General features: G+C 73.6%; 11 protein-coding genes and 1 pseudogene. 4 read left to right on the top strand and 8 right to left on the bottom strand.

What is annotated here, in order from left to right; translation table 11 throughout:
- Positions 1 to 68: 68 nt before the first annotated feature.
- The 3 genes from ABTY20_RS20505 to ABTY20_RS20495 are packed head-to-tail and all read right to left on the bottom strand — an operon-like array spanning position 69 to position 2,682.
- Positions 69 to 872 carry a polysaccharide deacetylase family protein gene (locus ABTY20_RS20505; protein WP_351998440.1) on the bottom strand — a complete coding sequence of 268 codons (804 nt, stop codon included), beginning with the start codon at positions 870 to 872 and terminating at the stop codon, positions 69 to 71.
- Complete coding sequence (locus ABTY20_RS20500) at positions 869 to 1,864, bottom strand: glycosyltransferase family 2 protein (RefSeq protein WP_351998439.1); 996 nt, start codon at positions 1,862 to 1,864, stop codon at positions 869 to 871. Before ABTY20_RS20500 ends, ABTY20_RS20505 begins: the two co-directional genes overlap by 4 nt.
- The gene (locus ABTY20_RS20495) at positions 1,861 to 2,682 is read right to left on the bottom strand and encodes a glycosyltransferase family 2 protein (RefSeq protein WP_351998438.1); all 822 of its coding nucleotides are present in this window, start codon (positions 2,680 to 2,682) and stop codon (positions 1,861 to 1,863) included. Before ABTY20_RS20495 ends, ABTY20_RS20500 begins: the two co-directional genes overlap by 4 nt.
- A gap of 599 nt (positions 2,683 to 3,281) precedes the next feature.
- On the opposite strand from ABTY20_RS20495, the gene ABTY20_RS20490 reads away from it, so the two are divergent.
- The 3 genes and pseudogenes from ABTY20_RS20490 to ABTY20_RS20480 all read left to right on the top strand — a co-directional run bounded on the left by ABTY20_RS20490 (position 3,282) and on the right by ABTY20_RS20480 (position 5,001).
- A complete protein-coding gene (locus ABTY20_RS20490; RefSeq protein ID WP_351998437.1) occupies positions 3,282 to 4,088 on the top strand; it encodes an SGNH/GDSL hydrolase family protein in 807 nt (268 codons plus the stop codon).
- A gap of 280 nt (positions 4,089 to 4,368) precedes the next feature.
- Positions 4,369 to 4,599, top strand: a pseudogene (locus tag ABTY20_RS20485) (anti-sigma factor); the annotation flags it as partial.
- 126 nt (positions 4,600 to 4,725) lie between these two features.
- Positions 4,726 to 5,001: a hypothetical protein gene (locus ABTY20_RS20480; RefSeq protein ID WP_351998436.1), complete on the top strand. Its 276-nt coding sequence runs from the start codon at positions 4,726 to 4,728 to the stop codon at positions 4,999 to 5,001.
- 188 nt (positions 5,002 to 5,189) lie between these two features.
- Here ABTY20_RS20480 and ABTY20_RS20475 read toward each other — a convergent pair whose 3' ends face one another.
- Entirely contained in the window at positions 5,190 to 5,972 is a 783-nt protein-coding gene (locus tag ABTY20_RS20475) for an ABC transporter permease (RefSeq protein ID WP_351998435.1), read from the bottom strand.
- The gene (locus tag ABTY20_RS20470) at positions 5,969 to 6,940 is read right to left on the bottom strand and encodes an ATP-binding cassette domain-containing protein (protein ID WP_351998434.1); all 972 of its coding nucleotides are present in this window, start codon (positions 6,938 to 6,940) and stop codon (positions 5,969 to 5,971) included. Before ABTY20_RS20470 ends, ABTY20_RS20475 begins: the two co-directional genes overlap by 4 nt.
- Before the next feature lie 63 nt (positions 6,941 to 7,003).
- Between ABTY20_RS20470 and ABTY20_RS20465 the strand changes: the two genes are divergently transcribed.
- A complete protein-coding gene (locus ABTY20_RS20465) occupies positions 7,004 to 7,717 on the top strand; it encodes a TetR/AcrR family transcriptional regulator (protein WP_351998433.1) in 714 nt (237 codons plus the stop codon).
- A gap of 3 nt (positions 7,718 to 7,720) precedes the next feature.
- Here the strand turns inward: ABTY20_RS20465 and ABTY20_RS20460 are convergent, their stop codons facing one another.
- Genes ABTY20_RS20460 through hmgA form a run of 3 tightly spaced genes read right to left on the bottom strand, consistent with a single transcriptional unit; the run spans position 7,721 to position 11,058 of the window.
- Complete coding sequence (locus ABTY20_RS20460; protein ID WP_351998432.1) at positions 7,721 to 8,905, bottom strand: type ISP restriction/modification enzyme; 1,185 nt, start codon at positions 8,903 to 8,905, stop codon at positions 7,721 to 7,723.
- Positions 8,906 to 8,928: 23 nt separating this feature from the next.
- A complete protein-coding gene (locus tag ABTY20_RS20455; protein WP_351998431.1) occupies positions 8,929 to 9,678 on the bottom strand; it encodes a GntR family transcriptional regulator in 750 nt (249 codons plus the stop codon).
- Positions 9,679 to 9,705: 27 nt separating this feature from the next.
- Complete coding sequence (gene hmgA, locus ABTY20_RS20450; protein WP_351998430.1) at positions 9,706 to 11,058, bottom strand: homogentisate 1,2-dioxygenase; 1,353 nt, start codon at positions 11,056 to 11,058, stop codon at positions 9,706 to 9,708.
- Positions 11,059 to 11,162: the final 104 nt, after the last annotated feature.

Below are 11,162 nucleotides of genomic sequence, written 5' to 3'. Positions count from 1 at the left end.
AGGACGTCTGACACCGCGCGGTCGGGGGCCGGGGGGGGGCCCCCCCCCCCGGCCGCGCCGCCCGCACGTCACCGGTCCGGCGGCCGGCGGATCAGCGCCCGTGCCCGCCGGGCCCGGCGCACCATCGCGTAGCCCTTGGTCAGCGCGCGGTCCCGGGCGAAGGCGCGCGCCACGCCCCGCCCCTCCACCAGCCGTTCGAACTCGGCGGCGGACGTGGACCTGCGCACCGTCACGCGCCGCAGGGCGTACGGCCCCTGGGAGCGGCGGGCGAGAGCGTTGCCGACGGCGAGCGCCTGGGCGTAGCCCGCCTCCCGTACCGCCTCGCGCACCCGGCGGCTGGAGTAGCCGTAGGGATAGGCGAACGAGGCGGGCACGGAGCCGAGCCGGTCCGAGACGATCTCCTTGCACAGGACCAGCTCGGAGCGCAGCCGGTGGTCGTCGAGCTGGTCGAGCTGCGGATGGCTGTGGCTGTGCCCGCCGATCTCCACGCCCGCGCCGGCCAGTTCGCGCACCTGGTCCCAGTCGAGCATGGTGTCCGGGCCGCCGCCGGTGTCGTACGGCCCCCTCAGCCAGCCGGTGGAGACGAACAGGGTGGCCGGGAAGCCGTGCCCGGCGAGCACGGGCAGCGCGTGCCGGTGCACGCCCTCGTAGCCGTCGTCGAAGGTGACGAGGACCGGCCGGGCGGGCAGCGGGCGGCCCGAGCGCCAGTGCGCGGCCAGTTCGGTCGTGGTGACGGGGGTGAGGCCCCGGTCCGCGAGCACCGCCATCTGCTCGGCGAACGCCTCCGGGGACACGGACAGGGCGCGGGTCGCCTCGCCGGGATCGGCCGCGACCGCGTGGTACATGAGGACCGGCACGCGTACGTCAGTCACGGCCCGCCCCCCTCGACGCCCACCACGGGGAAGGCGGCCCCGCCCCGCCGGGCCCGTACGCTCCCCACCAGGTAGCCGCCGGCCGCCGTGAGCACCCCGGCCACGATCGCCCCCGCCCGCCCCGCGCCCCCGGGGCGGGCCAGCAGGGCGTCGCGCAGCCCCCGCGCCACCCCGGCCGGCAGGACGCGCGTGGTGTAGCGGCGTTCGGACTCGAGCCCCTTCTCCGCCCCCACGCTGCGGGCCACCAGCGCCTTGGACAGCCCCTCGGCGTAGGTCCGGGCACGGAAGTAGCGGAAGCGCTCGCGGACTTCGGGCACCCGGTGGTGGATCACCGCGCGGTCGTCGATCAGCAGGACCGCGTCGGGCCGGGCGCGGCCGAGGCGGATGCACAGCTCCGTCTCCTCGCCGCCCAGCGGGCGCTCGTTCCCGTCGCGTCCGATGCCGGTGGCGAAGCCGCCCGCCGCGTCGAAGGCCTCGCGCCGGAAGGAGGCGTTGCCGCCGAGCACGTTGCGCACCCGCGCCCGCCCGCGCGGCAGGCCCCGGTAGGTGCAGCCCACCACCCAGTCGAACTCCTCGGGGAACCAGGCGGGCCGCCGGCCCGACGCCCAGACCGGCTCGGTGCGCCCGCCGACCGCCATCACCCGAGGGTCGCCGTAGGCCTCGGCGAGGTGCTTCAGCCAGTCGCGTTCGGCCACCGCGTCGTCGTCGAGGAAGGCGACGACCTCCCCGCGCGAGGCGGCGATCCCGGTGTTGCGGCCGGCGGACAGGCCGCGGGGGCCCGCGTTGGCGAGCACCCGCACGTCGTCGGTCTCCCGGTACTCCTCGTCCAGGCGGTCCAGGAGGCCCCGGTTGTGGTCGACGACCAGCAGGGTCTCCAGGGCCGGCCGTGACTGCGACCGTACCGAGGCGACCGCCGCGAGGACGTCCTCCCAGCGGTCCTCGGTGTAGGCGCAGACCACGACCGAGACGCCCGGGGCGCCGGGACCGTTCAAGACGTCTTCCCCCGGACCGTGCCGAGCAGCGGCGAGGGGCGCGGACGCCGGCGCAGCGCGCGCCGGTTGGAACGCTCCCCGAGGATCACTCCCAGCACGCGCAGCCCGTCGCGCACGGCCCGCAGGTTGCTCGTGCCGTGGATGCGCAGGTACTCGTGGCTGGGGATCTCCTGCACCTTGAGGCCGGCCTTGACGACCCGGATGTTCATCAGGGTCTCGACCTCGAAACCGGTGCAGTCGAGGTCGATCCTGTCCAGGCAGTGCCGCCAGAAGGCGTTGTAGCCGTAGCAGAGGTCGGTGTACCGGGCGCCGAACTTGCGGTTGACGGCGGCGCACAGCACCCGGTTGCCCAGCATGCGGATGAACGTCATGTCGTCGGTGCCGCCGCCGTTGGCGAAGCGGGACCCCTTGGCGAAGTCCGCGCCGGAGACCAGTGCGGAGACGTAGCTGACGATCTCGTTGCCGTCCGCCGAGCCGTCCGCGTCGACCATCACGATGATGTCGCCGGTGCAGGCCTCGAAGCCGGAGCGCAGCGCGTCCCCCTTGCCCTTGCCGCGCTGGCCGACGACCTTGACGCCGGGCCACAGCCCGCGGGCCACCTCGACGGTGCCGTCGGTGGAGTCGCCGTCGACCAGGACCACTTCGTGGATCCAGTCGGGCAGCGTCTTGAAGACGTACGGCAGGTTCTCCGCCTCGTTCATGGCCGGTATCACCACGCTCACCGGCGGCGCGATGGCCAGGTGGGAGGAGACGGGCCGGTACGTGCGGGCGGCCGGCGGATCCTGGTCCTCGGTCGCCGGCTGCAGAACGGAACTCATGGGTCTGGTCCCTCTCGTCCGGTGGACCGCCCGCCCCTCGGACGGCCCGGCTGTTCGTCCGGTTCGAAAGGGGGGTCCTCACCCCACGGGCGCGCCGGCGGTGCCGACGTGCGCGCCGGGTGAGCTGGCTGATCTGGCCGGCCGCGCAAACGGCAGCCGACCGCGCGGCACGGCCCGGTCACCGCCTGCGGTCACCGGGCACGGCACCCCCCTACCGCGCCCCGCGCCGGTGCGTCGCGGTCCTGAGCCCTCCCCTGGAGCCGCTTGCCGACGGACCGGTGCGAGTGAGATGTATGACGGTATTGACGATTGAACCCGAATGGCAAGACCTGGAAGGGTCGATCACGTTTTCGTCGGTTTGGCCGGTACGCACGTCTCTTGCCGGGATGGGTGGATCCGCATGGCCGACTTTGCCCCCCGAAGCGTCGGATGCCGGACTTCAATGTGGCGCACCCGGTAAGGGCCGTCAAGGGAGCGAAAGCCCGTGCGGCCGGATTCCTTCCAGGACCGAACGGCAACAGTTTTGGCATGAACACTTCCGGTCAACACGCGTAGTTGGTACGACGGTTGCGGCAGAGATCCTGCTAAAGGGAGGTTCCATGAGACGTTCCCGAATTGCCCTCTTCCTCGGATCGCTCCTCCTCGCCGCCACCGCAGCCCTCACCGGGGCCACGACGGCGCAGGCGTCCCAACAGGCAGCAGTCGGCGGCTATGTGGCGCTCGGCGACTCCTACGCCTCCGGCGTCGGAGCCGGCAGCTACGACTCCTCCAGCGGCGACTGCAAGCGCAGCACGAAGGCCTACCCCTACCTCTGGAAGACCGCCCACTCGCCCTCGTCCTTCGCCTTCACGGCCTGCTCGGGCGCTCGAACGGGTGATGTCCTCTCCGGTCAGCTCGGCCCGCTCTCCACCTCGACCGGCCTGGTCTCGATCAGCGTCGGCGGCAACGACGCCGGTTTCTCCGACGTCATGACGACCTGTCTGCTCCAGTCCGACAGCACCTGCCTCTCGCGGATCGCCACCGCGAAGGCGTACGTCGACTCGACGCTGCCCGGCAAGCTGGACGGCGTCTACTCGGCGATCCGCGACCGGGCGCCCAACGCCCGCGTCGTGGTGCTCGGCTACCCCCGCTTCTACAAGCTCGGCACCTCCTGCATCGGCCTCTCCGAGACCAAGCGGAAGGCGATCAACGACGCCGCCGACCACCTCGACAACGCCATCGCCCAGCGCGCCGGCGCCCACGGCTTCATCTTCGGCGACGTACGCACCACCTTCACCGGCCACGAGATCTGCTCCGGCAACTCCTGGCTGCACAGCGTGGACTGGTTCAACATCGGCAACTCGTACCACCCGACGGCCGCCGGACAGTCCGGCGGCTATCTGCCGGTGTTCGACGCGGCGGCCTGACCCTCAGGATTCGTCGTCGTCCGAACCGGAAGGGGAGGCGGAGGCTCCGTCCGGCGGGGTCTCCGCCTCGCACATCACCGGAACGGCACCGTCCCGGAGGCCGTCCGCACCGGCTTGCGGACCTCCACGCCGATCTCGCTCCGATGCGTCCCGGTCCCCGCGGACGTCGTCACGACCACCGTGTCGTGCCGCGTACGCCCGCCTCCCTCGGGGAACGGCGGCGTCCGCCGGCCCGGGTCGTCCACCGAGCCGTCCTCGTCGTCACCGGTGTCACCCCGGCGGATACGACGACCCTCCGAACGGACGTGTGCGCCGGCTCTGGCTCATGGGTCCGGACGCACGGCCGCGTTCCCTGGGGCTGTTCGAGGGCGACGCGCCCTTGATCGCCCCCGGTCTCGACGCCGCCGCCACGTCACTCGCCGTGACCGTCGGACCCGAGGGCGGGTCGCCGCGGCCCACTACCCGCCCCATCGTCCAACTCGCCCTGAAAACGGTCGAATTCGGAGAGTAATCGTCGAGTGTTCGTCAACCCCCTTACAGGGAAGGTGAATCCTGTGACCTCGATACACGGGTGCCCGGCCGGGGCGATAGGGTTACCCTGCCCGGGCCGGGTGGACTCGTACGGGTGGGGAGTGACATGGAACAGATAACAGTGCGCAGCAGGGCCAGGGTCCCTGCGATCACCTGCGGGAGCAGCGCGACCAGCTCGCGCCTCGACCGCCATCTCTCGGTCCTCGGGGGACCCGCGGTCCCGCAGCGGGAGACGGCCGAGGCGACGCTGCTGATGCGCGAGCTCATCGCGCGTGACGCCGCGCACGACCGCGGCGCCAGGGGTGCGCGGGCCCGGGCGAGCCGCGTCTCGCTCTTCGCCCCGTTGCGTCGGCTGCGCCGCTCCCTGTTCGGCAGCCGGTAGCGCCGGCGCCCGGACGGTCCGCCACCGTCCCGGCGCGGCGCCCCGCCCCGGCCGTGCTCCCCACGGCGCCGGCGGCGCCCGGTCCGACACCGGCACGTCCCCGTGCCGGCGCCCCCGTTCCCACCCGGCAGTGCTCCGGGGGCGCACCCACCGGCTCCGTCCTGGCAGGAACCTGACACAGCAGGGCCTCATCCCCTCCCGCGCCCGTACTGCCGTACCGCCAGGGGCACGAACACCACGAGCAGCACCGCGCACCACCCCAGGGACCCCGCGACGGGGTGCGCCACCGGCCAGGCCGCCCCGTCGGGCACGGGCGCGTTGCCGAACAGGTCCCGCAGCGCCGTCGCCACCGCGCTGATCGGATTCCACTCGGCGACCGTGCGCAGCCCGTCCGGCAGCCCCGCCGTCGGGATGTACGCGCTGGACAGCAGCGGCAGCAGGAAGGTCGCCCCGCCCAGCTGGCCGGCCGCCTCCTCGTTCCGGGTGAGCAGACCGAGGTACATCCCGATCCACACGCAGGCGAACCGGAAGAGCAGCAACAGGGCGAGGGCGCCCACGGCGCCGAGCACGCCGCCCTCCACCCGCCAGCCCACCGCGAGCCCCACCAGCAGGAACGGCACCGTCCCGGCCGCCGTCACCAGCACGTCCGCCGCCGCCTGGCCCACCGGCACGGCCGCCCGGCTCACCGGCAGCGTGCGGAACCGGTCCGTCACCCCCCGGTGGACGTCCTGCGCCGACTGGAACATGCCGGTCATGACCCCGCCCGCCGCCGTCGCCACCAGCAGCCCCGGCACCAGGAAGGACCGGTACTCCGCGCCCGGCACGGCGAGCGCGCTGCCGAAGACGTAGCCGAAGAACAGCAGCATGCTGACGGGCATCGTCTGGGTGAGGATCAGCAGCCCCGGGTTGTTCCGCATCCGCCGCAGCTGCCGGCCGAGCATCGCGGTGCCGTCGTACGCCAACGTGCTCATGCGGCACGCTCCTTGTCGTCGAGGGGGTGGGCGGAACCGGCTCCGCCGGTCAGCCGCAGGAACACGTCGTCGAGGGTCGGCGGCCTCAGGCTCGCGTCGAGCAGCGGCACCCCCGCCGCGTCCAGCGTGCGCACCAGGTGCGGGAGGGTGAGCGCGGGGTCCTTGGTGACCGCGCCGACGGCGTTGCGCTCCCGGTCGAGGGACGGCCGCGCGCCCGTCATCCGGTCGAGCACCCCGGCCGCCGCCGCCAGCGCCTCCGCGTCCGCCACCACCACCTCGGCGTGCGTGCCGACCAGGGCCTTGAGCTCGGCCGGCGAGCCGGTGTGCGCGACCCGGCCCCGGTCCACCAGGGCGATGTCGTCGGCGAGCCGGTCGGCCTCCTCCAGGTACTGGGTGGTGAGCAGCACGGTGGTGCCCTCGCCGGTGAGCTCGCGGACCGCGTCCCAGATCAGAGTCCGGCTGGCCGGATCGAGCCCGGTCGTCGGCTCGTCCAGGAACAGCACCTCGGGACGGCGGATCAGGCTCGCCGCCAGGTCCAGCCGGCGCCGCATGCCGCCCGACCAGCCGGACGCCGGCCGGTCGGCCGCCTCCGTCAGCCCGAAGCGGTCCAGCAGCCCGGCGGCCCGCCCGGCCGCCCCGCCCACCCGGTGCAGCCGGGCGAACAGCCGCAGGTTCTCGCGGCCCGTGAGGTCCCCGTCGATCGAGGTGTCCTGCCCCGTGACGCCGATCCTGCGCCGTACGGCGGCGGCCTCCCGCAGGAGGTCGTGGCCCGCGATCCGCGCGGATCCCGCGTCGGGCCGCAGCAGCGTGGTCAGCAGCCGGACGGCCGTCGTCTTGCCCGCCCCGTTGGGCCCGAGCACGCCGCACACCGTGCCCTCGGCCACCGCCAGATCCAGCCCGCGCAGGGCGCGCACCTCCCCGAAGCGCTTCTCCAGACCCTCACTAAGTACAGCGTACGTAGTAGTCATGGGGTGACCATAGCGCACTACGTACGGTGTACGTAACTACGATGGTGGGAGAGGTGATGACCGATGGCGGGCCGAGCGGCCGAACCCCAAGTGATCTGGGCGCGCCCCGAGCGCACCGGCCGTGGACCGCGACCGGCGTACACCCGCGCCGACATCGCGGCGGCGGCGGTGCGGATCGCGGACGCCGAGGGCCTGGACGCGGTCTCCATGCGCCGCGTCGCCGCCGAACTGGGCTGCGGCACCATGTCGCTGTACAACTACGTCCCCCGCAAGGAGGACCTGCACGAGCTGATGGTGGACGCGGCCGGCGGCGAGCACGAACTGTGGGAGCCCAGCGGCGACTGGCGCGCCGACATGCTCCGGGTGGCCCACCAGACCCGCGCGCTGATGCACCGCCACCCGTGGCTGCCGCGGCTGATGTCACCGGTCTACGGCTTCAGCCCCAACTCCCTGCGCTACCTCGAGCACTGCCTGGTCTGCCTGGATCCGCTCCCCGGGCCCTACGGCACCAAGCTGGAGCTGATCGCGATGCTGAACGGCGTCGTGACGACCTACGTCACCAACGAGCTGGCCACCGCCGAACGCACCCGCTCGCTGCCCTGGTCGCAGGAGCAGGAGAACGCGATCCGGATCGCCTACCTGGGCGGCCGGATCGCGACCGGTGAGTACCCGCGGATGGCGGCGGCCTTCGCGGAGGACGCCGGGCCGATCGATCTGGAGGCGGTCTTCGAGCGGGCGCTCGGCCGGGTCCTGGACGGCTTCGAGCCCCGCGGCTGACCCTCAGATCAGCGCGAGCTGGCCCTCCGGCCCCTCCTCGCGGGCGTCCAGCACCGAGGCGGGGCGGCGTGCGGAGGGGGGCACCGGGAGCACGCCCGCCGTGCGCAGCTCGGCCGGCGTGATCGGGTCGGGGACGGCCGGGTCCGTCAACGCCTCCTGCCGCGGACGCAGTTCGGCCAGCAGGGCGAGGACCGTGATCAGTTCCAGCAGCTCCGAGGTCCAGCTCTGGGGCCAGCCGGCCGGCCGGATCGCGTCCAGGGTGCCCGGCTCGGCCGGCCCGGTGCGGGCCGCGAACCACCGCTCCAGCACCCGGACACCGCCGGCCTCGAAGTCCCAGGCCCCGTGCGGCACCGGGGAGATGCGGCCCCCGTCGAGCAGCAGGGCCTCCTCGTCCCGGTCGTAGTCCACGGTCGCCGGCCGGGAGGGCAGCGGGGCGCGCACGTACGGGCGGCGTCCGCCGGGAAGCCGGGGACGCTCCCCGTCGCGCCGCGCCAGCCACAGCATCCGGCGGCCCACCGCCACGCCCCGCGCCCACACCTCGGCGTCCCCGGTGAGCGGCACCGCGGGCCCGGCGGGCGTGACGCGCGCCACCGCCACCGCCCACGCCAGGACGTCCGCCGGCGCGGTGTCCCGGCCGAGCCTGGCGGCGAGGTGGTCCGTCAGCCCCGGGGCCAGGTTCGCCTCCACGGCGCCCGGCCGGCGGTACAGCGGCCGGACGCGGCCGGTGCGCACCAGCGGCAGCAGGGAGGTGACCAGCAGGGGAGGACCGGTGAGGTCCCGGGCGGAGCCCGCCTCCACGACGAAGACCTGCCGTTCGTCCGCCACCCGCCACAGCTCCGGCCGGGCCGCGTCGATCAGCCGCTGGTCGGGGATCAGCCACTGCTCGTCGAACGGGCCGTACAGCACCCGTACCGGCTCGGGGCACGGGCCCGACGCGCGGGCCAGCCGCTCCGTGCCGCCGCCGCGTCCCGGCAGCTGTCCGACCGCCGTGTACGGCGTCCGGGAACGGGTCGACCCGAACAGCGCCTCGCGGGCCGGCCCCTCGGCCTCCACCAGGGCGTTCCAACGGGCCCTCAGGGACGCCGCGTCGGGGGCCGCCGGCCACCCCCGGCCGAGCCGCGGCGGTGCGACGGACCACGGCATGAGGTCCGCCAGCAGCGGAGCGTCGTCATGCGTCACGCAGGGCATCGTACGACCTGTGGAGCGGCGGATCAGGTGGCGTCCAGCGTCACCGTGAAGGAGAAGCGGTCGCCCCGGTAGTGGATGACGGCCACGTCCAGGGGGCGGCCGTCGGGGTCGTAGGTGACGCCCGTGTAGTGCAGGATCGGGCTGAGCAGGGGCACCTGGAGCAGCCGGGCCGTCTCCGGGTCCGCGAGCCGCGCCTCCACCGTGTCCGTGATCCGGCTGATGTCCGCCCCGACGACGTCCCGCAGCACCTTGGTCATCGGCCACCGCACCAGGTCGTCCAGGTCGATCCGGGCGGCCAGGTCGGGGCGGACCCAGTTGCGGGCGTGGTTGGTCGGCTCGCCGGTCTTCTCGTCGCTGCGCAGCCGGTGGTACGCCGCCGCCTCGGACAGGTCCGGGAAGTACTCGGCGATCTCCGCCGGCACCGGCGCCGGACCGTGCTCCAGCAACTCGGTCGTCATGCCGGACTGCTGGGCCACGATGGCGTCCACCGAGCCCAGCAGCCGGACCGGGGCGCCCCGCCGGGCAGCGGGCTCGATGAACGTGCCGCGCCGGCGGTGGCGGGTGATCAGGCCCTCGTCCTCCAGCTCCTTCAGCGCCTGCCGCATGGTCAGCACGCTCACCCCGTAGTGCCCGGCGAGCTGTTCCTCGGTGGGCAGGCGCAGCGGGTCCCGGGGCGAGCGGCCGAGGATCGAGGCGCGCAGCGACTGCGACACCTGATACCAGAGCGGCAGCTTGCGATTGAGGACGATCGAGTCCGGAGCGAAGGAGGTCACAGGCTATCCGTACCGGTCGGGAACGGTTCAGTGCAACGGCCGGAAGTGACGCTCGAGTCCCTGCCACACGGTGTCGTAGCCCTGCTGCAGGTGCTCCGCCCGCGCCGCCTGGGGGGTCAGGGACACCGGCCAGCGGGTCTCGAACATGAACGCCAGACCGTCGTCGACCTTCTGCGGGCGCAGCTCCGCGGTGCTCGCCCGCTCGAACGTCTCCCGGTCCGGGCCGTGCGCGGACATCATGTTGTGCAGCGAGCCCCCGCCCGGCACGAAGCCCTCCGCCTTCGCGTCGTAGGCGCCCTCGATCAGGCCCATGTACTCGCTCATCACGTTCCGGTGGAAGTACGGCGGCCGGAAGGTGTCCTCGCCCACCAGCCAGCGCGGCGCGAAGACCACGAAGTCCACCCCGGCCAGCCCCGGGGTGTCGCTCGGGGACGTCAGCACCGTGAAGATCGACGGGTCCGGGTGGTCGTACGAGATGGTGCCCATCACGTTGAAGCGGCGCAGGTCGTAGGCGTAGGGCACATGGTTGCCGTGCCAGGCCACGACATCCAGCGGGGAGTGGTCGTAGGTGGCCGACCACAGGTTGCCGCAGAACTTGTTCACCACCTCCACCGGCCCCTCGACGTCCTCGTACGCGGCGACGGGCGCGCGGAAGTCCCGGGCGTTGGCCAGTCCGTTGGCGCCGATCGGGCCGAGGTCGGGGAGCCGGAACGGCGCTCCGTAGTTCTCGCACACGTAGCCGCGGGCGGAGTCCTCGAGGAGGTCCACACGGAACCGCACCCCACGGGGGATCAGCGCGATGTGTCCCGGCTCCACGTGCAGCAGCCCGAACTCCGTGCGCAGCAGCAGCCCGCCGCGCTCGGGGACGATCAGCAGCTCACCGTCGGCGTCGCCGAAGACGCGGTCCATCGAGGCCGTGGCGTGGTACAGGTGCACGGCCATGCCGGTGCGCTGGGCGACGTCGCCGTTGCCGCCCAGGGTCCACAGCCCGGCCAGGAAGTCGGTGCCGCCGGCCGGCTCCGGCAGCGGGTTCCAGCGCAGCCGGTTGGGGTCGGGCACGGTCTGGGTGAAGGGCGCGGTACGGAGCGCCCCGTTGCCCGTGCGGGTGAAGGCCGGGTGGGCGGCCGAGGGGCGGATCCGGTACAGCCAGGAGCGGCGGTTCTCCGCGCGGGGCTCGGTGAACGCCGTGCCGCTCAGCTGCTCCGCGTACAGCCCGAGCGGTGCGCGCTGCGGTGCGTTGCGGCCCACGGGCAGGGCGCCCGGGACCGCCTCGGAGCTGTGCTCGTTGCCGAAACCGGAGAGGTGTTCCAGCCCTTCGGCGATCTTGCGCGCTCCCTCGTGCTCGAACGCGCTCGCGCGGGCGGTGCCCCCATCGCTCATACCCGGTGCTCCCTTGTGATCGGATTCCTATGTGACACCGTAGGATTGCGTTTTCCGCGACGCAAGGGGGCCGCGCGGCCCCTCTCCCCCTCCGCCGCCCTCCT

Source organism: Streptomyces sp. NPDC126497 (genome assembly GCF_040302425.1).
Taxonomy (GTDB): domain Bacteria; phylum Actinomycetota; class Actinomycetes; order Streptomycetales; family Streptomycetaceae; genus Streptomyces.
The sequence above is the reverse complement of the archived record's forward strand: the minus strand, read 5'-3'. Positions and strand labels throughout refer to the sequence as shown.